This window comes from Flagellimonas sp., from assembly GCF_965215805.1.
GTDB lineage: Bacteria > Bacteroidota > Bacteroidia > Flavobacteriales > Flavobacteriaceae > Flagellimonas.
Genome location: NZ_OZ244124.1, coordinates 1,389,477 through 1,408,080, shown reverse-complemented (window position 1 = coordinate 1,408,080; position 18,604 = coordinate 1,389,477). Strand labels below are relative to the sequence as shown.

Sequence of the window (18,604 nt, the reverse complement as noted above, 5' to 3'; positions counted from 1 at the left end):
ACTAAAATGCGATCAACCCTTTTACTGTTTTTATTTTTTACAGTATCCTTTTCCATCAGTGCACAAGTAAGTCCTTTAAATGTATTCGAAAGAGACTCCGTTGAACCTGGTTTTCAGGTGGTAAAAATCAAGGATGTCAAATTGAAGTACCTCACCAGGGCGGCAAAACTCACCGACCCTAGAACACCTTTGAACCGCGTAAAGCCATTGCTCAAAAAATTTAAGAAATTTGTCCCCCAGTCCTTTTGGGCCAAGACCAATGTCCTGGGCATCAATCTTAATGAAGTGGCCTTTGTAAACTGGAATGCAGGGGGCGACAATTCCGTTTCGGCTTTGGCCAACGCAAGGTTTACCCGAAATTATAAGTTTAGATACCTTACTTGGAACAATGATCTTCGGCTGCGCTATGGGCTCAATGCCCAAGAAGGACGACAGCTTCGAAAAACGGATGATCAGATTAGGATCGCTTCAACCTTTGGTTTTAGAAAGGACACCATCACCAATTGGTACTATTCCGTAAAGGCAAGCTTTAACACACAGTTTTCCAACGGTTACAAATATCCCAATAGAACCAATCCCATTTCCCGTTTTATGGCACCTGGCTACTTGTTCCTGGGTGCGGGAACCTCCTATATTCCCGATGGGAAGAAATTCAATTTGTACATTTCCCCAATTACCCAAAAGGCAACTTTTGTTCTGGACGAAGAACTTTCCAACCAAGGTGTTTTTGGAGTTGAGGCAGGGGAGCACACTTTTATGGAATTTGGATTTTTGGTGACCAATTCCTGGGAAACGGAGGTGCTCAAGAATGTATTGATGAATCATCGTGTCAGCCTTTACAGCGATTATATTGAAAGTTTTGGCAATGTGGATGTGGATTGGGAACTCAACTTTAATCTCACGGTCAATAAATACATCAAAGCCAATATTGGAACACATGTAATTTTTGATGACGACATCAAGTTTGATGAGGTGGCGGACGCCGATGGAAACATTATCGACCCTGGAATTCCTAGAATCCAGTTCAAACAATTGTTGGGGGTTGGGCTCAACTATGCCTTCTAAAACTCTTTCCCCATAAGTTTGTTGTGCAGGTGCACCGCCGCACTGTCCGATAAACTGGCCACATAACAACTGGTGTCCAATAGGATTTTGTAGACCGATGCATCCGTGTTGGTGTAATTTTCCGGAAGACTCTTGATCAACAGTTTATCGTAATTGGTCCCTTTGCCATTTTTGATATTGAGCAGGGCCGTTGTGTAGATCTCCAGAATGTCGGAAATAATCCGATACCCAGCCAATTCCTTATCTATAACTTCTTGGGATTGATAAACTTTTTCTACACTCAATTTAATGATGTCATCAATTTGGGCTTGATACTTTCCCTTATCCAGTAAGGCAGACGCAAACCCACCACTCATGATCTCATCGGAGTGCTTGTCAAAGACTTCTACTGCATCACTGATCAGGGTGTTGATGGCCAAGGCACGCAAATAACTCAATCGGTCGCTTGAACTTGCTATGGCATTGTATTTCTTGGTATTGATATTGTCCTTCACCAAATTAATGAGATATTCCAAGGCATATTCCTCCGGAATTAGACCGAGATTTATTCCGTCCTCAAAGTCGATGATGGTATAACAAATATCATCCGCAGCCTCTACCAAATAGGTCAAAGGATGTCTGTAGAACCCAATATCAGGGTGACTGGGGTTTTTAACCAACCCGATTTCTTCTACCACCTCCAAAAAGATATCCTTCTCCGATTGAAAGAACCCGAACTTCTTGTCGGCGATATGCTTTGAAGGCTTTTTGGGCAATGATCCCTTGGGGTATTTCATAAATGCTCCCAAGGTCCCATAACTCAAGCGAAGTCCACCAGGAATACCTTCTTTGGATTCTGTAAGCAACTTAAATCCGTTGGCGTTGCCTTCAAAGTCAACCAAATCTTGATATTGATTCTCCGTTAAATAGCTTTTGAACGCCTTTCCGTTCCCTTGCGCAAAGAAATTGCCAATGGATTTTTCACCACTATGTCCAAAAGGTGGATTTCCAATATCATGGGCCAATGCCGCAGCAGCAACGATAGCTCCAAAATCATTGAATTGATATCCATGGATTTCGGTCAAATAAGGGTTTTTGGCCAAGATTCGTTGCCCAGCAACCCGGCCCAAACTCCGTCCCACCACCGAGACCTCCAAACTATGGGTCAGCCTTGTATGTACAAAAGCCTTTTTAGAACCTACACTTATGGGCATGGGAACAACTTGGGTCTTATCTTGGAGACTTCGGAACGCCGAGGAGAAAATGATTCGGTCATAATCCACCTCAAAGCCCAATCGGGTTTCATTTTGTTCTTTTCGCAGTCTTTTATGGGTATCTCCTTGCCGTTTTAGAGACAATAATTGTTCCCAATCCATAGGTGATTTAGTTTTGGACGAAGATATGTCAAAAGACATAGCCCAACTCGGAAAACCCCATATATTTGCATGATTTGTTACGTGATTTGGTAACACTTTGGTAACTTCATTTCGAATTTATAATGGCATTTTTGCCATATTTCTTTTTTGATGGGGGAGAACATCTATATTTTCATGGTTATTGCTTTGGGAATCTTGGCAATTACCGATTTGGTAGTGGGTGTCAGCAACGATGCCGTTAACTTCTTAAACTCCGCAATCGGATCCAAGGCCATATCCTTTAAGACCATTATGATCATTGCAAGTGTTGGTATCGCCTTTGGCGCCATGTCGTCAAGCGGAATGATGGAGGTGGCCAGAAAGGGAATCTTTAATCCGGGGGAATTTGTTTTTGAGGAAATCATGTTCATTTTCATGGCGGTCATGATCACGGATATTCTGCTGCTGGATTTTTTCAACACCTTGGGTATGCCTACCTCGACCACGGTATCCATAGTTTTTGAACTCTTGGGTGCCTCAGTTGCCATTTCCTTGGTGAAAATCATCAATGTGGATGGGACTTTCTCGGATTTGGGAGCTTATATCAACACGGATAAGGCAGCACAGATTATTTTCGGGATACTATTATCGGTCTTTATAGCCTTTACCATAGGAGCCATTATTCAATTTATATCACGGCTCTTGATTTCCTTTGACTTTAAGTCCAAACCGAAATGGGTAGAGTCCATTTATGGCGGATTGGCTATCTCCGCCATTATTTACTTCATCTTGGTGAAGGGATTGAAAAGCGCTGCCCTGTTCAACGATTCCGTTTCGGATTTTGTAGCCCAGCAGCCCTTTTTGTTCATCTTGGCCAATATCATTATTTGGAGTTTCATCTCGTACATCTTGGCGATTTTTCTAAGATGGAATATCTACAAAATCGTAATTGCTTTTGGAACTTTTGCATTGGCCATGGCCTTTGCAGGGAATGATCTTGTCAATTTTATTGGTGTTCCGATTGCTGCATTACAGTCATTTCAAGATTGGCAAATATCTGGGATTGCCCCCAATGAGTTTAACATGAGTGGCCTGTCGGCTGCGGTTCAGACGCCAACTTTGCTATTGCTATTGTCTGGAGGCATCATGGTAATCACCCTTTGGTTTTCTTCCAAAGCCAAAAGTGTTGTCAAAACCAGTGTGGACCTTTCCCGACAGGATGAGGGCGAAGAGCGCTTCCAACCCAATTATCTTTCAAGGCAATTGGTAAAGTTTAGTATTACTGCCTTTTCCAATTTAGGCAAGGTTGTACCTCCCACCATACAAAAAAGGGTGGATAAACAATTTGTGCTTCCCAACACTTATGTGCCCAAAACCAAGGTGCAAGATCAACCTGCATTTGATCTCATCAGGGCTTCCGTGAATCTTATGGTGGCCAGTGTTTTGATTTCCATTGCCACATCCATGAAACTTCCCCTGTCAACAACCTACGTAACTTTTATGGTGGCCATGGGAACCTCTTTGGCGGATCGAGCATGGGGTGCGGAAAGTGCTGTATACAGGGTTGCGGGCGTTTTGAATGTGATCGGAGGTTGGTTCTTCACCGCCCTTAGCGCATTTGTGGCAGCAGCGATAATCGCTTACATCCTACACTTGGGCAAATTTGTAGCTCTCATTGTTTTGCTACTTTTTGCTGCCGTAATCCTTCTGCGCAACTATTTGTCCCATAACAGGAAAAACAAGGTAATCAAAGCAGAAGATAGTCTTCGTAGGGCCGAAAGCAGTTCCATTCAAGGGGTCATTGAGGAAAGTGCCAGTAACATTGCCAACGTGATTAAAAGAACCAATAAAATCTATACCAATTCCATAAATGGGTTGGCCAAACAAGATTTGGAACTTTTAAAGAAAAACAAGAAACAGGGCGCCAAACTTTCGTCAGAAATAGAAGATCTCAGAAATCATCTTTTCTTCTTTATCAAGAATCTGGATGAGGCCAATGTAGGGGCAAGTAATTTTTACATCAATACCTTGACCCACTTAACGGACATGTCCCAATCCCTGGAGTACATTGGTAAAGTGAGTCATAAACATGTGAACAACAACCACAAAAAGTTAAAGTACAACCAGATAAAAGAGTTGAAGGAACTTGACATCAAAATAGATGCGCTCTTTACGAAAGGTCAACAAATTTTTGACAACAAGTCCTTTGAGGATATCCAAAGCGTTTTGGAAACCCGTAAGGAACTCTTCAAATTGGTGTCTGATAAAATTGAACGTCAGATATCAAGAACGCGGACCGAGGAATCAAGTCCCAAGAACACTACACTTTACTTTTCCCTATTGACCGAGAGCAAGGATTTAATAGAAGTCATCTATGAACTTTTGGAGCTCTACTTTGTGGAGCACGACAGTTCCGTGGAGCCTGCCCGTATCCCCGGTTCCGAGTAAATTAATTAACTTGGCGGTATGCGTTATTTTACTTTTATACTGGCTTTGCTCATCTGCAATGTCCTTCAAGCCCAAACAGCTCTAACAGCTGAGGAATTACTGGAAAGAGCTATTAATTTCCATGACCCAAACGGGGAATGGTCCACTTTTAATAGTGAGTTTGTGGTGCGCATGGAAACGCCTAAATCGGAGGATCGCACCAGTGTAATTTCACTAAATGTTCCCAGACAGCAATTTGGGTTGATGGTGGAGCAAAATGGAAACCAATTTGGTTTTAAGTTTGACAAGCAGCAATGCACCACCAGTTTAAATGGGAGTTCCGAAATATCCGAGGAGCAACGGAAAGAATTTCGTTTGACCTGCGATCGTGGTAAAATCATGCGGGATTATTATACCTACCTCTATGGGTTGCCTATGAAAATCAAAGATCCTGGTGCCGTACTGGACGACAAGGTCCAAACCAAAACGTTCAAAGGGAAGGAATATCTGGTCTTAAAAGTAGGTTATGAAGAAGGTATTGGGAACGATGTCTGGTATTTCTATTTTGACCCTAAAACCTATGCCATGGAGGTCTATCAATTTTACCATGATGAATCCAAGGGTGACGGAGAGTATATTTTACTGCAAGGTTTGGAGGAGGTCAATGGTATAAAAATGCCCAAGACCAGAGCGTGGTACTACAATAAGGATGACAAATATCTAGGGACTGATATCCTCAATTAAATGACTTATATTAGAATCATTTAATTTCAAAAAGAGCAAATCCTATGGACAGGAAACAGTTTTTTCTAATCACCTTATTCATTTTGGTTTTACTTCTCTGGGTTGATCCTTTATATGCCGGCCCTGGAGGTGCTATTGCAAAGGCTTTTTTTAAAACCTGGTGGGGCAAGGCCATCTTGATTGCGCTCACGGTGATTTTTCTTCCACTCGTTATCTATGTCCGTTTAAGGGAATATATTGAGATAAGAAGAACCAAAAAACAATTAGCAGAAATAGCCAACACCAATAAAGATTTTAGCTGGCTGAGTCTTGACAAAACAGTACGAAACATATTTAGCAGGGTATACATTGCGTGGAACAATGAGAACATGAAAGAGGCCTCTGAATATGTAAGTAGCTGGTATTGGCAAAACCAACAATTAGTTGTTTTGGATGAGTGGAAAAGAGAGAATTTGCGTAACATTTGCAAAGTTGACAAGGTTAAAAAAGTCAGTCCGCTGTATTTAGAAATTTCTGATGAACAAACGCTGGAAGGATCCAGAATTGCATTCAGAATCGATGCGGTGATCAAAGATTATCTTATTAACAGAGACACCTTTAAAGTTGTAAAAGGCAAGAACACTTTTGACGAGGAGGAAAAAATTTGGATTTTGGAATATACTGATGGAAGATGGTTGCTTGATGATATTCAGGATGCTGACCTTAGTTTAGCTTTTGCAAAGACCAAGAACATAATTCCTGAAACCCTAAAAGTCCAAAAAATTCCCGCAAGAAGTAACTGAATCTTTTATTGTCGATAAAAATTCATCTCATCCATATACTTCCAAACCGATTCAGGAAGCAGGGCTCTAATATTTTTCCCTTCCTTATGTGATTTGCGAATAAAGGTGGAGGAGATTTCCATAATAGGGGCATTCACCCTATGAATTTTTGGATGATCCTTAAATTGGTGTTCCAAAGTACCTTCGGAAATTCTGGGATACACATAAATGGAATGATTTTCCAATATGGTCTCGAAGTTTTTCCATTTATGGAAACTCTTAAGATTGTCCTCGCCCATAATCAGGGAAAACTGATGCTCGTTTCCAAATTGTTCCTCCAGATGAACCAATGTATTGACTGTATAGTTGGGTTGGGGGAGGTTGAATTCAATTGTGCTGGGTTTCAACTTCGGATAATCCTGGACAGCTTCATAGACCATCTGATACCTGTGGTGGTCATCCAAAAGCGTTTGCTTGGCCTTAAACGGACTTTGTGGGGTAATCACAAACCAAACCTCATCCAAAGAGGAAAACTCCACCATATGATTGGCAATGGCCAAATGGCCTATATGAATGGGGTTGAACGTACCAAAGTAAAGTCCTACCTGTTTCATCCTGTTATTTTTCCTTGAAATCTGGAATTTCGGCTCCAACAAATTCCGCTACCAGTTTGTGGGATTCTTGAAGGGCCAAGTCAAGGTCGTAGTTCTTGATTACTTTGTCAAACTGTGGGGCAGTGGCCAATTCCACCGAAGCTTTGGCCACACGCATATTTATTTTGTCGTCACTTTCAGTGCTTCGCTTTTTAAGGCGAATCTTAAGTTCATCAACACTCGGTGGTTTCACAAAAACCGCCAAGGTTTCTTCGGGAAACTTCTTTTTGATTCGGAGCCCTCCAACCACATCAATGTCAAAAATCACATTTTTTCCTTCGGCCCATAATCGCTCCACCTCACTGTTCAAAGTGCCATAAAAATTATCTCGGTACACTTCTTCCCATTCCAGGAAGTCGCCATTTTTTATGTGCTTTTTAAACTCTGAAATAGAGATGAAATAGTAGTTCTCCCCATCTTTCTCATCGCCACGTTGTGGCCTGGATGTAGCTGAAACGGAAAAGGCCAAATTGAGCTCAGGTTGTTCCAAAAGATGTCTAACAATGGTGGTTTTTCCACTGCCCGAAGGGGCTGAAAAGATAATGAGCTTCCCTCCTTTTTTCATAGCACATTCAACATTTGTTCCTTGATCTTTTCCAATTCATCCTTCATTTGCACCACCAGTTGTTGCATGGGCGCATAATTGGCCTTGGAACCAATGGTATTGATTTCGCGGCCAATTTCCTGGGCAATAAATCCCAGTTTTTTGCCATTGGAGTCATTGGACTTCAAGGTGGTCTCAAAATATTTTAAATGGTTGTCCAGCCGTACCTTTTCTTCCGTAATATCATACTTCTCCAAGTAGTAAATCAATTCTTGCTCAAAGCGATTGGCATCCACCTCAACTGTCAAATCGGAAACGGCCTTTTCCAAACGTTCCCTTACCGTGTTCAATCGTTCCGGATCCATTTCCCTTACTTTTTGCAATAACTGATTCAAGCCGTCCAATCGGGACAAAAAATCTTTTTCCAACACTTTGCCCTCCTCGCTTCTAAACTTGGATATTTCGGACAGGGCTTGTTTCATTGCCTTGACAATTTCCTCATACTCTGCCGGGTCAATATCGTTTTTTTCTGTTTTTAGGGTATCGGGCATTCTTAGGGCAAGTTCCAACAATTTGAGGTCGTCCCCTTCGGTAATATTGGACAATTGCTGCATGTATTTCTTAACCACGCCTTGGTTCACCTCTGCCGTGGTCTCCTCCCCGGTGATTTCAACATAAAGTCCCAGGTCTACCTTACCACGTACCAGCACATCTGCAATCATCTTTCTCAATTCCAGTTCTTTCTCCCTATACGATTGTGGAATCCTGGCATTGATGTCCAGGTTTTTACTGTTGAGGGATTTGATCTCGATGGTCACTTTTTTGGAAGGAAGTTGCACCACGTGCTTTCCAAAACCAGTCATGGATTGAATCATATGGGATGGTTAAATTTTGGCAAAGGTAACCAAAATAGGATTTGGCCTCTTCTACGAAAACAATGGCTTAAATATCCTAGTCCAGTTCCCGAACCCAGATATTTCTATAGCTTACCCTACTATTGTCCCTATGGTCCTGTAGCATCAAGGGTCTCTTTCCATGGGATTTGTATTGCGGCCAACCAATATATTCAGAAGGGCCTTCAATCTCAAAATGATCTTGGATCAAAACGCCGTTATGCAACACGGTAATGGTGGCAGGAGCGACTATGTTTCCGCCCCTACTGAATTTTGGGGCGTGATAGATAATATCATAGGTGTTCCATTCCCCAGACGGCACAGAGGCCATGGCCAAGGGAACCGATTGCTTATAGATGGATCCTACCTGCCCATTCACATAGGTGCCATTATCGTTGTTGTCCAACACCTGTACTTCGTAAAGTCCCTGGAGGAAAACACCGCTATTGGCTCGGTTTTGACCAGACATTTGAACTTCCTTTGGAGATTTCCATTCAATATGTAGCTGTATGCTTCCAAAATTTTGTTTGGTCTGAATGTTTCCTGTTTTGTCTTTGACGGTCATGCTACCGTCCTTGTTCAAATGCCATGTTACCGCTGTACTGTCAGCGGTACTGACCCAATGGTCAAAATCCTTCCCATTGAACAGCACTATGGCATCACTAGGCGGTGCTCCATCCGATCCAGGAGTAACCCTTGGGGGTACCGGTTCATACGTTTCTGTAGCTTCGGGTTGTGTGGGTCCATTTACTTGTCCAAACACGGAGTTTGCCGTCAAAAGAACTGACAAGGCAAATACATAAGATTTTAAGGGCATACTAAAGCTCTTTGATTTTAATGTTTCTGTAAGACACCATATCCTGGTGATCCTGCAATCCAATTTTTCCCGTTTTATAGGCTCCAAATCCTTCCCAGTCGGCAAACTTGGAATCTGCAACCATGGCATCCCATTCATCGCCATGCACAGGGAACTCCACAATTTTTTCTCCATTGAGCATCACATGTCCATTATTTGTCTCATGGTTGATCATTAACTCAACATGATTCCATTCCCCGGCAGGCTTAACCGTTTTTTTGGAAGGTGCAATCATATCATAAAGTGATCCAGCCTGGTGGGTTGTCCCATTTTTGGCATCGGGATGTCTTTCATCATCCAAAACCTGGATTTCCGGCCCTGTTAAATACGGTTGTCCATATTCACTACTTTCATATATCCCCCAAAAAATACCACTGTTGCCCCCTTCAGAAATCTTCCACTCCAAAGACAACACAAAATTGGTGAATTCCTTGTCTGTGACAATATTGTAGTATTCTCCTTCCTCTCTTTCCTCTGGTGGGTAAAACACCATGTTCCCATCTTCCAATTTCCAAGGCTCGTCAATTTCTCCCGAATTATATAAGTGCCATCCGTTAAAGGAGGAACCATCAAACAAGGTAACCCATCCGTCATCTTCCTTGTCCATTTGTGTTTCGGTTCCCTGTGGTGTTTCTTCCTTAGGTTCGTCTTTGGCTTTCTCCTTACATGCAAAGAGCACGGCCACCAGGGCCAACAAGGTCAATTTTTTCATAATCCCAATATTCTTTTAAGTTTTTCTTTATCTGTTGCTGCACCTGCGAAATCATCAAAGGTTTTGGTGGTGGCCTCTATAATATGATCCTGAATGAATATTGCCCCCTCGCGTGCCCCTTGTTCCGGACTTTTAATAACGCATTCCCATTCCATTACCGCCCAAACGTCACATCCGTATTGGGTCAATTTGGAAAAAATGGTTTTGAAGTCGATTTGACCATCTCCCAACGAACGGTATCTACCGGCACGATCACCCCAGTCGTTGTAACCTCCAAAGGCACCTTTCTTTCCGGTTGGATTGAACTCTGAATCCTTGACGTGGAAAGATTTGATGAATTCGTGGTAATGGTCGATGTAGGTGATGTAATCCAACTGTTGCAACACAAAGTGACTTGGATCATACAAAATATTCACCCTTTTATGGTTTCCAGTGGCTTCCAAAAAGCGTTCAAAGGTGTCTCCATCATGCAAATCCTCTCCTGGGTGAATCTCATAGCAAACATCTACACCTTCTTCATCAAAGTGGTTCAAAATGGGCATCCATCTTTTAGCCAGTTCCTCAAAACCCATTTCCACCAAACCTGGAGGTCGCTGCGGCCAAGGATGCCAGGTATGCCAAAGTAACGCTCCCGAGAATGTGGCGTGGGCCTTAATTCCCAACCTTCTGCTTGCCGTTGCCGCCTTTTTTACTGTCTCCACAGCCCATTCGGTTCTTGCCTTTGGGTTATTTTTTACGGCATCTGGCGCAAAATTATCGAACATGATATCATAGGCCGGATGTACCGCCACCAACTGTCCTTGCAAATGGGTGGAAAGTTCAGTGATTTCCAAACCGTAGGAGTTGATTTTACCCTTAAGTTCATCACAGTAGTCTTGGCTTTCCGCAGCTTTGTCCAAATCAATCAGAAAGGGTACCCAAGTGGGAATTTGAATCCCTTTGTATCCCAAATCCGAAGCCCATTTACATAATCCGTCCAAGGAATTGAAGGGGGCTTGGTCATCCACAAATTGGGCTAGAAATACTGCAGGTCCTTTAATTGTTTTCATTTAAAATGCTTTGCTAAGAATTGTTTGTTCGTTAATTTTTTATGATTTATCTCCTATTTTTAAGAAAAAACCAAGGATGTTTTTATCTTCCGTAGCAGAAGTTATAAATATAGGGATTAGCCAACAATAAAAACAGCACAATTGTGAACGAAAATGTGGTTTATGACGCCATAGTGGTAGGAACCGGAATTACTGGAGGTTGGGCAGCCAAAGAGCTTTGCGAAAATGGCCTAAAGACCCTTGTGCTGGAACGAGGTCCAATGGTCAAGCATATTGAGGATTACAAGACCATGAACTGGGATGCCTGGGACATGCCCTATAAAGGTGAACTTTCCTTGGAAGACAAGAAAAAATATCCCAAGCAACTTCGTGTGGGTTGGGCTCCTCGGGATGACGTCAAGCATTTTTTTGTGAACGATTTGGAGCACCCCTATCAGGAAACCAAGCGATTTGACTGGATCAGGGGTTACCATGTAGGTGGCAGATCTATAACTTGGGGCAAACAAAGTTATCGTTGGAGCGATATCGATTTTGAGGCCAACAAGAAAGATGGACAAGGGGTGGACTGGCCTGTTCGGTACAAGGATATTTCCCCTTGGTATGACAAGGTGGAAACCTATATTGGAGTGAGTGGGCAAAATTTAGGGCTCAAACAGTTGCCTGATGGTAAATTTCAACCCCCTATGGAACTGAATTGCGTGGAAAAGGAGCTTCAGGAATCCATGAAAACCAGTTTTGAAGATGATAGGCTATTGACCATTGGAAGAGTTGCCCATATTACAGATAAGACTGCCCAATTTGAAGGCCGTACAGTTTGCCAATATAGAAATCGTTGTTGGCGGGGCTGTCCTTTTGGAGGGTACTTTAGCAGTAATTCATCCACCCTGCCAGCTGCTGAACGCACCGGCAATATGACCTTGCGCCCCAACTCCATTGTGCATGAAGTTATTTATGACGAGAACAAAAAATTGGCCACTGGAGTGAGAGTGATTGATGCGGAAACCCATGAGAAATTCGAGTTTAAAGGGAAAATAGTCTTCCTCTGTGCTTCCGCCATGGCCTCCGTTGGAATTTTGTTGCAATCCAAATCCAAAACATTCCCCAATGGAATGGGTAACAATTATGATCAAGTGGGCCGAAATATTATGGACCACCATTACCAATTGGGAGCTTCCGCAAAGGTAGATGGTCATTTGGACAAGTACTATAAAGGGAGAAGGCCCAACGGTTTTTATATTCCCCGATTTGTTAATCTGGATACCAAAACCAAGCGCGAAGGTTTCTTGCGCGGCTTTGGCTATCAAGGTGGGGCTGGAAGAAATAATTGGTCTGAAACGGTAGCCGAAATGGGTTATGGAGCCTCCTTAAAACAAGCTATTTTAAAGCCGGGAGGATGGCAAATAGGCATGACTGGTTTTGGAGAAATGCTTCCGTATTCAGACAACCGTGTGACCTTGAGTAAGGACAAAAAGGATCAATGGGGATTACCCCAACTGGATTTTGACGTGGAGTTCAAGGAGAACGAACTTAAAATGCGGGAAACCATCAAAGAAGAAGCAGTTGCCATGCTCAAAGTGGCTGGTTTTCGAGATGTTAAGGCATACGAAAATGAAACAGGTCCAGGTCTTGGCATCCATGAGATGGGTGGAGCACCCATGGGCCACAACCCAAAAACATCGGTGTTGAACAGACACAATCAAGTGCACGATGTCCCCAATGTTTATGTGACAGATGGGGCTTTCATGACCTCTGCAAGCTGTGTAAATCCATCATTGACCTATATGGCCTTTACGGCTAGGGCTGCAAATCATGCAGCGGAACAGTTTAAACAAAATAAATTTTCTTAAATACCTACTATGGAAAATGCTTCTGCTAGAAACTTATGGGGCGATTTTCTGGACGCCCATCTAGAATTCGCCGATGAAGATGCACCAAGAGTGATACACTTTTGCGACAACGAAAAGGATTCCAATACCTGTGCCGAATTGGTTTGCAAAGACATCAAACGTGCCACCTCACATTCCTTGTTGGGGCTTCAATATCGGAAGGAAATCCTGCCAAAAATTGGTGACTTTGCCGTGGTTACGGACTGGGCCGGAAAAGCGAAATGCGTGATAAGAACCACCTCTGTGAAATTGGTTCCTTACTTTGCCATCCATGCAGAGCATGCACGTTTGGAAGGGGAGGGTGACAAAAGCTTGGAACATTGGAAAAAAACCCATTGGGATTATTATACAAGGGAACTCTCGGAATTCAACCGTACGCCTCGAGAAAGTATGATCGTGGTCTTTGAGCGTTTTGAAAAGGTCTTTCAAAGATAATGGCCGCAAAAAGCGGCCATTAAGTATCCTTTTATAGGTTAGGATTGCCCCCTAATCCAATTCCACCCAAACATTCCCTTGTTTGTGGGAAGCAACGGTGCTTTCAATAAAGTTCATTCCTCGAACCCCATCTCTCATGGTAGGGAACTCACCATCATTGTAGTTCTCTCCGCGAATGGCCCTGGCAGCTCCCAAGTAAATATTGGCCATGGAATCGAAAATACCTTCTGGATGCCCTGCGGGTATCTTGGAAGCATTTAAGGAAAGCTCAGAATTGTAGGCATGTCCAGGTTTGTACACCTGTAGCGGTTCTGTATCGCTCATCTTATACAGGAAATTGGGCTTTTCCTGCTCCCATCTAAAGGCTCCTTTTTCTCCATAAATGGCGATGGCCAATCCATTTTCCTCTCCTGTTGCCACTTGGCTCGCCCTCACCACTCCTTTTACATGTTTGTCCATTCGGATCAACACAGTACCATCCACGTCCATTAGGTTGTCATCGTATAGATAATTGAAATCGCACAGAACGGACTTGATCTTTAATCCAGTTGTGTATTCAATCAGATTGGATGCATGAACTCCGATATCCCCAATACAGGAACTGATTCCAGCCTTGGCTGGGTCTAACCTCCATACGGTTTTCCGCTTTTCTGAATCGTGAATAACAGTATTGATCCAACCTTGATAGTAGCGTGCATCCACTTTATGGATTTTTCCCAAAGCACCTGCCTTGATCATTTCACGCATCTGGCGTACCATGGGATAACCTGTGTATGTATGCGTCAGGGCAAAAACTTTTCCAGATTTTTCATGGACTTCTTGAAGGGTCTTGGCCTCCTCATAATCCATGGTCATCGGTTTTTCACAAATGACGTGAAATCCATTTTCCAACAATTTTTTGGCCATGGGGTAGTGCAAGAAATTGGGAGTTAGAATGGAGCAGACTTGAATGCGCTCGTCTTCCGGAAGCTTTAGCTCCTCCTCTACCAAAGTGTCAAAATCCTTATAAATACGATTGGTTGGTACATCAATCTCTTTTGCAAAAGCCAAATTTTGCTCAAAGTCCGGATTGAAAACCGCCCCTACAATTTCATAATTGTCATTGATGAATGAGGCTACTCTATGCAGCACTCCAATGAGGGAATCTCCTCCACCTCCAATAATTCCTAATCTAATTTTTTTTGGCATTGATATTATATTTATGATTTAGTGTTCTTGTTTCAATCGCTGTTCTTCTAGCTTCTTCCGCATTAGAAACAACATTCCGAAGAGCCCTATCAGTATTACGGGAAGCCACATAATGTTTCCAAGGGTTGCCTGGCCTGCTACCAAATCTGCGGCTTCTGCAGAGACTCCAGATTCCAAGGCTTGTGTTCTTTGTTGATCCAACATCTGCCCAATTTTCGGGAGGGATATTCCTGTAATCAGCATTCCGAACCCTCCTATAATTGACATCCCCAAGGCACCTGTTTTATGATTATACTCGCTTACGAATCCAATCATGGTTGGCCAGAAGTACATCACTCCCACTGAAAACAATATGGCAGCCACATACACCATAGCGCCGGTTGCACTGGAAAGTAAAAACAGGGCGATGGAAGCAATTATGGCCGATCCGAAAAGCACGCCAATAGGATTGAACTTGTGAACAATAGGGCCTGCAAAATATCTACCCACAGCCATCAATCCAGTTACAATGGCCAAAATGATAAGCGGAGGTGCTCCTGCCTGTCCCAGTAGTCTTTCAATAAACTGTCCAGTACCTAGTTCCGTCGTTGCAGTTAAGCCCATGCAAATCAACATGAAAATAAACAGAGGGGTAAACATGGACTTTACATTCTGACCAATATTGGCCTCAATATTTTCGGCTTTCGGGAATTTTTGACCCAGAATGAGGTATCCGTAAATCAAGGTAGGTACGATCATGATGGCAATTTGAATCTGCCATGACAGCCCCATATTTCCCATAAGCTCGCCCAACAAAGCTCCGATAACAATTCCCCCTGGGAACCAAACGTGGAACTTGTTCAACATGGTAGTTCGGTTGGTGGTATACATATCGGCAATAAGCGGGTTACAAGCTGCCTCCACTGCACCGTTGGCCAAGCCAATAAAGAAGGTTGACACAAGAAGCGGAATAAAGCTCTTCGACGTTATCGTCAATATCAATCCTAGCAGGTGGCATATAAAGGCCACCCAGAGAATAGGTTTTGGTCCTATTTTAGGGTAAATAAGACCCCCGATGATCATGGATACAGGAAACCCATAAAAAGCCATGGAGTTCATCCACCCCAATTGGGTGTCATTAAAGCCGAATTCGACATTAAGTTCACCCATAATTCCTGCCCTAAGGGCAAAGGTCATGGCTGTAACTATCAGTGATACACATGAGGCCAAGAAAAGCCTATTCTTATTGATGTTTTCCATTTTGAGTTATAAAATATTGGTTAATTAAGGTTCATAAGATACCTCTTCTTTCTTAAAGAAAAGGGCGAATAAAATAGTTACAACAAAAGCAAATGCAGCTGGTATAATCCAAACATTTTCCCAATCATGAAGGTTTTCGGACACTAGATACATTTGGGCAACTTTACCAGCCACCCAGAAACCTATGAGCATTCCCACGCCATAGGTAGCCAATGTTATAAGCCCCTGGGCTGCACTTTTGTATTTTTCCCCCGCTTTCGAGTCTGTATATATTTGACCAGAGACAAAGAAAAAATCATAGCATACTCCATGTAGTGCAATCCCTAAAATTAGCATGAAGGTCAATTCTCCAGCGTTACCGTACGCAAACAATAGATACCGTGCTGTCCAAGCCAACATCCCTACCAGGATTGTCTTCTTAAAGCCAAATTTTTTGAAAAAATAGGGCAACAACAACATAAAAAGCACCTCTGATGCTTGCCCAATCGTCATTTTTCCCGTGGGATTGTCCATTCCAATTTCTGCTAAGAAGGGGTTGGCATTCTGATAGTAGAACGCCAATGGAATACAAATCAAAACGGATGAAATGAAAAACATCAAGAAGTTTCTATCCTTTAATAATTTCAGCGCATCCAATCCCAACAAACTGGCAATGTCCACCTTTTCATCTTTCTTGACCATTGGGGGTGTTTTTGGGAGGGTAAAACTGAACAATCCCAAAACAGCCGAAGCAATGGAAACCATAAGAAAAGTGTTTTTCAAAAGTCCTGATTGAATGCCCTCTGATGAATCCCAAACAAACACATAGCTTATAACTAGTCCCGCCGCAATCCAACCAATTGTGCCAAAAACCCGAATGGGCGAAAACTCTTTGGTAGGGTCCGACATTTGATTAAAGGAGATGGAATTTACCAGGGCCAAGGTGGGCATATATAATAACATATAGCCCAAAACATAAGGATAGAACACGGAAAAATCCGAAGTCTGGTGCATGAGATATAACAAACCGGCCCCTATCAAATGCAGCACGCCCAAAATGCGTTCTGCGTTAAAAAATCTGTCTGCAACAAGACCAATTATAAAAGGGGCTATGATCGCGCCCCAAGACTGGGTAGAAAAAGCCAAGGCAATTTCACCATCCGTCGCATTCAGGTTATTTCCTAAAAAAGTTCCCAGGGTCACAAACCAGCCTCCCCAAATGAAAAACTCCAAAAACATCATAAAAGCAAGCTGAAATCGAACTGCGAACCTCATTAAACTGAATTTTTATCTTTTGTAAAAAATGTAATCCAAAGGTTCGGGCTCCATTCCTGAGTTCCTGAAATCCGTCAAAATCTGGCCCCTATGATGGGTAGAATGGTTGATGATATGAAACAGGATGTCTTTTAGGTCGTTGGCATACGTCCTCCCCTGACTATTTTCATAATCAATTCTTCTATTGAAATCCTCGGTATTCCTAATAATTTCAAAAGAGGTACGCTGATTCTCATAATGAAGGTCTCCCCACTCCTCCAAGGAGTGCAACTGCCATACCGTAAATTCCGATGGCTTGCCTACAATTCTATGATTCCAGATATGGTGGGCGTTCAAAATATGACTGAACAGCTGCATACTTTTTTCAGGAACCTTTCCCATAGCGGAACATTGCTCAATGAGCTTTTTGTTGCTATAAAAATTGTAATCAAAGAGTTGCTGTAGAAATCCCTTCATAGGCCTGAGGTTTGGTAAGGACTACTTCATCAATTTACGCAATAAGTCTCGAGTGGCAATAATCCCATCTTCTTCGCTTAGCTCGCTTCCTTCGTATTCCACTCCAATATAACCGGAATATCCTGCATCCTTTACAATCTTGAGCATGCGTCCATAATCTGAATGGATCTCATTGCCGTTTTCATCAAAATCATGGGATTTGGCACTTACCGCCTTGGCATAGGGCATTATTTCTTCCATTCCCTTGTACCTGTCATACCACTCAAGACATTCAGGCCATTCTCCCCAAGTAATGCAGAAATTGCCAAAATCCGGTAGCGTGCCACAGTTGTCCATATTTACGGTTTTAAATACATTGGCCAACATGGCTCCATTGGAGGACAGCCCTCCGTGGTTTTCCACCAAGATATTGATGTTCTTGTCCTTGGCATAGGTGGACAGTTTGGTCAATCCATCAACGGAAGCAGCGGTCCATTCATCAGGGTCTTGGGTACCGCTTAGGTTTACCCTTATGGAATGACATCCCAATGCAGCGGCGGCATCTACCCATTTGTAATGGTTTTCTACGGCAGCATTCCTTTCGGCTTCATCCGGAGTAGCCAAATCTCCTTGACCATCAATCATGATGATCAGATTTTCCAGTCCATGTTTTTTACTTTCTGCAAGGCTTTTGTCTACAAAGCTCTTCATGGCCGCCTCTGAGAAATTATCCTTCTCCAATTCTGGATAGTACAATCCACTTACATATTCCAATCCTTCAAATTCCCAGGCTTTGGCTTTTTCGGCAAAGGTGTATGGGTCTAACCCATCTTCCCGTATCATCTTGTGCATGGACCATTGGGCCAACGATATTTTGAAATTGGGTTCGGTGCTCATTTGAACTTCTTCAACAGTTTCGGAAGCTACTTCTTCCTGTTTCTTGTTTTGCTTACAAGCCACGGCGCTGGCAAGCAATAAAACAATCACAAATTTGGTACTGAAATGTTTTAAATTTCTTCTTTTCATAAGGGTTGATCAACTTAAATTAAATGGAATTTAAAAACTACAACGTTATAGTAGTGAATTCTCAATAAACATAAGGATTAAATGTAGAAAATTAATTTAATAA

General features: G+C 42.6%; 18 protein-coding genes. 6 read left to right on the top strand and 12 right to left on the bottom strand.

Annotated elements, in window-relative coordinates; genetic code table 11:
• Positions 1 to 6: 6 nt before the first annotated feature.
• Positions 7 to 1,065, top strand: a complete 1,059-nt coding sequence (locus ACOOE0_RS06375) for a DUF3078 domain-containing protein (protein ID WP_420401635.1) — start codon at positions 7 to 9, stop codon at positions 1,063 to 1,065.
• Here ACOOE0_RS06375 and dgt read toward each other — a convergent pair.
• Positions 1,062 to 2,420, bottom strand: a complete 1,359-nt coding sequence (gene dgt / locus ACOOE0_RS06370) for a dGTP triphosphohydrolase (protein ID WP_420401634.1) — start codon at positions 2,418 to 2,420, stop codon at positions 1,062 to 1,064. The two genes, ACOOE0_RS06375 and dgt, sit on opposite strands and share 4 nt — an antisense overlap.
• Before the next feature lie 150 nt (positions 2,421 to 2,570).
• Between dgt and ACOOE0_RS06365 the strand changes: the two genes are divergently transcribed.
• The 3 genes from ACOOE0_RS06365 to ACOOE0_RS06355 are packed head-to-tail and all read left to right on the top strand — an operon-like array spanning position 2,571 to position 6,352.
• Positions 2,571 to 4,847, top strand: coding sequence for an inorganic phosphate transporter (locus tag ACOOE0_RS06365; RefSeq protein WP_420401633.1), 2,277 nt, complete (start codon positions 2,571 to 2,573; stop codon positions 4,845 to 4,847).
• Positions 4,848 to 4,865: 18 nt separating this feature from the next.
• Complete coding sequence (locus ACOOE0_RS06360) at positions 4,866 to 5,570, top strand: DUF6503 family protein (protein ID WP_420401632.1); 705 nt, start codon at positions 4,866 to 4,868, stop codon at positions 5,568 to 5,570.
• A gap of 44 nt (positions 5,571 to 5,614) precedes the next feature.
• Complete coding sequence (locus ACOOE0_RS06355; RefSeq protein ID WP_420401631.1) at positions 5,615 to 6,352, top strand: hypothetical protein; 738 nt, start codon at positions 5,615 to 5,617, stop codon at positions 6,350 to 6,352.
• Between the two features lie 5 nt (positions 6,353 to 6,357).
• Here the strand turns inward: ACOOE0_RS06355 and nadD are convergent, their stop codons facing one another.
• The 6 genes from nadD to ACOOE0_RS06325 form a co-directional block, all read right to left on the bottom strand.
• On the bottom strand, positions 6,358 to 6,945 hold the full coding sequence (gene nadD / locus ACOOE0_RS06350; protein ID WP_420401630.1) for a nicotinate (nicotinamide) nucleotide adenylyltransferase: 588 nt from the start codon (positions 6,943 to 6,945) through the stop codon (positions 6,358 to 6,360).
• Between the two features lie 4 nt (positions 6,946 to 6,949).
• On the bottom strand, positions 6,950 to 7,549 hold the full coding sequence (gmk, locus tag ACOOE0_RS06345; protein WP_420401629.1) for a guanylate kinase: 600 nt from the start codon (positions 7,547 to 7,549) through the stop codon (positions 6,950 to 6,952).
• Positions 7,546 to 8,403 (bottom strand): YicC/YloC family endoribonuclease, encoded by an 858-nt coding sequence (locus ACOOE0_RS06340; protein WP_420401628.1) that lies wholly within the window; start codon positions 8,401 to 8,403, stop codon positions 7,546 to 7,548. Before ACOOE0_RS06340 ends, gmk begins: the two co-directional genes overlap by 4 nt.
• A 76-nt stretch (positions 8,404 to 8,479) precedes the next feature.
• Positions 8,480 to 9,238, bottom strand: coding sequence for a 3-keto-disaccharide hydrolase (locus ACOOE0_RS06335; protein WP_420401627.1), 759 nt, complete (start codon positions 9,236 to 9,238; stop codon positions 8,480 to 8,482).
• Position 9,239: 1 nt separating this feature from the next.
• Positions 9,240 to 9,989: a 3-keto-disaccharide hydrolase gene (locus ACOOE0_RS06330; RefSeq protein WP_420401626.1), complete on the bottom strand. Its 750-nt coding sequence runs from the start codon at positions 9,987 to 9,989 to the stop codon at positions 9,240 to 9,242.
• A complete protein-coding gene (locus ACOOE0_RS06325) occupies positions 9,986 to 11,038 on the bottom strand; it encodes a sugar phosphate isomerase/epimerase family protein (protein ID WP_420401625.1) in 1,053 nt (350 codons plus the stop codon). Before ACOOE0_RS06325 ends, ACOOE0_RS06330 begins: the two co-directional genes overlap by 4 nt.
• Positions 11,039 to 11,181: 143 nt before the next feature.
• Between ACOOE0_RS06325 and ACOOE0_RS06320 the strand changes: the two genes are divergently transcribed.
• Positions 11,182 to 12,885 carry a GMC oxidoreductase gene (locus tag ACOOE0_RS06320; RefSeq protein WP_420401624.1) on the top strand — a complete coding sequence of 568 codons (1,704 nt, stop codon included), beginning with the start codon at positions 11,182 to 11,184 and terminating at the stop codon, positions 12,883 to 12,885.
• A gap of 9 nt (positions 12,886 to 12,894) precedes the next feature.
• Entirely contained in the window at positions 12,895 to 13,359 is a 465-nt protein-coding gene (locus ACOOE0_RS06315) for an ASCH domain-containing protein (protein WP_420401623.1), read from the top strand.
• A 51-nt stretch (positions 13,360 to 13,410) separates the two neighbouring features.
• Here ACOOE0_RS06315 and ACOOE0_RS06310 read toward each other — a convergent pair whose 3' ends face one another.
• Genes ACOOE0_RS06310 through ACOOE0_RS06290 form a run of 5 tightly spaced genes read right to left on the bottom strand, consistent with a single transcriptional unit; the run spans position 13,411 to position 18,501 of the window.
• Positions 13,411 to 14,547, bottom strand: a complete 1,137-nt coding sequence (locus ACOOE0_RS06310) for a Gfo/Idh/MocA family protein (RefSeq protein WP_420401622.1) — start codon at positions 14,545 to 14,547, stop codon at positions 13,411 to 13,413.
• An 18-nt stretch (positions 14,548 to 14,565) separates the two neighbouring features.
• Positions 14,566 to 15,786: an MFS transporter gene (locus ACOOE0_RS06305; RefSeq protein ID WP_420401621.1), complete on the bottom strand. Its 1,221-nt coding sequence runs from the start codon at positions 15,784 to 15,786 to the stop codon at positions 14,566 to 14,568.
• 24 nt (positions 15,787 to 15,810) lie between these two features.
• A complete protein-coding gene (locus tag ACOOE0_RS06300) occupies positions 15,811 to 17,040 on the bottom strand; it encodes a nucleoside permease (protein WP_420401620.1) in 1,230 nt (409 codons plus the stop codon).
• Between the two features lie 12 nt (positions 17,041 to 17,052).
• The gene (locus ACOOE0_RS06295; protein ID WP_420401619.1) at positions 17,053 to 17,496 is read right to left on the bottom strand and encodes a DinB family protein; all 444 of its coding nucleotides are present in this window, start codon (positions 17,494 to 17,496) and stop codon (positions 17,053 to 17,055) included.
• A 21-nt stretch (positions 17,497 to 17,517) separates the two neighbouring features.
• Positions 17,518 to 18,501: a sugar phosphate isomerase/epimerase family protein gene (locus tag ACOOE0_RS06290; RefSeq protein WP_420401618.1), complete on the bottom strand. Its 984-nt coding sequence runs from the start codon at positions 18,499 to 18,501 to the stop codon at positions 17,518 to 17,520.
• Positions 18,502 to 18,604: the final 103 nt, after the last annotated feature.

Coding starts and splice junctions, on each gene's coding strand:
- ACOOE0_RS06375 (WP_420401635.1), top strand. CDS start 7: ATGCGATCAACCCTTTTACTGTTTTTATTTTTTACAGTATCCTTTTCC.
- dgt (WP_420401634.1), bottom strand. CDS start 2,420: ATGGATTGGGAACAATTATTGTCTCTAAAACGGCAAGGAGATACCCAT.
- ACOOE0_RS06365 (WP_420401633.1), top strand. CDS start 2,571: ATGGGGGAGAACATCTATATTTTCATGGTTATTGCTTTGGGAATCTTG.
- ACOOE0_RS06360 (WP_420401632.1), top strand. CDS start 4,866: ATGCGTTATTTTACTTTTATACTGGCTTTGCTCATCTGCAATGTCCTT.
- ACOOE0_RS06355 (WP_420401631.1), top strand. CDS start 5,615: ATGGACAGGAAACAGTTTTTTCTAATCACCTTATTCATTTTGGTTTTA.
- nadD (WP_420401630.1), bottom strand. CDS start 6,945: ATGAAACAGGTAGGACTTTACTTTGGTACGTTCAACCCCATTCATATA.
- gmk (WP_420401629.1), bottom strand. CDS start 7,549: ATGAAAAAAGGAGGGAAGCTCATTATCTTTTCAGCCCCTTCGGGCAGT.
- ACOOE0_RS06340 (WP_420401628.1), bottom strand. CDS start 8,403: ATGATTCAATCCATGACTGGTTTTGGAAAGCACGTGGTGCAACTTCCT.
- ACOOE0_RS06335 (WP_420401627.1), bottom strand. CDS start 9,238: ATGCCCTTAAAATCTTATGTATTTGCCTTGTCAGTTCTTTTGACGGCA.
- ACOOE0_RS06330 (WP_420401626.1), bottom strand. CDS start 9,989: ATGAAAAAATTGACCTTGTTGGCCCTGGTGGCCGTGCTCTTTGCATGT.
- ACOOE0_RS06325 (WP_420401625.1), bottom strand. CDS start 11,038: ATGAAAACAATTAAAGGACCTGCAGTATTTCTAGCCCAATTTGTGGAT.
- ACOOE0_RS06315 (WP_420401623.1), top strand. CDS start 12,895: ATGGAAAATGCTTCTGCTAGAAACTTATGGGGCGATTTTCTGGACGCC.
- ACOOE0_RS06310 (WP_420401622.1), bottom strand. CDS start 14,547: ATGCCAAAAAAAATTAGATTAGGAATTATTGGAGGTGGAGGAGATTCC.
- ACOOE0_RS06305 (WP_420401621.1), bottom strand. CDS start 15,786: ATGGAAAACATCAATAAGAATAGGCTTTTCTTGGCCTCATGTGTATCA.
- ACOOE0_RS06300 (WP_420401620.1), bottom strand. CDS start 17,040: ATGAGGTTCGCAGTTCGATTTCAGCTTGCTTTTATGATGTTTTTGGAG.
- ACOOE0_RS06295 (WP_420401619.1), bottom strand. CDS start 17,496: ATGAAGGGATTTCTACAGCAACTCTTTGATTACAATTTTTATAGCAAC.
- ACOOE0_RS06290 (WP_420401618.1), bottom strand. CDS start 18,501: ATGAAAAGAAGAAATTTAAAACATTTCAGTACCAAATTTGTGATTGTT.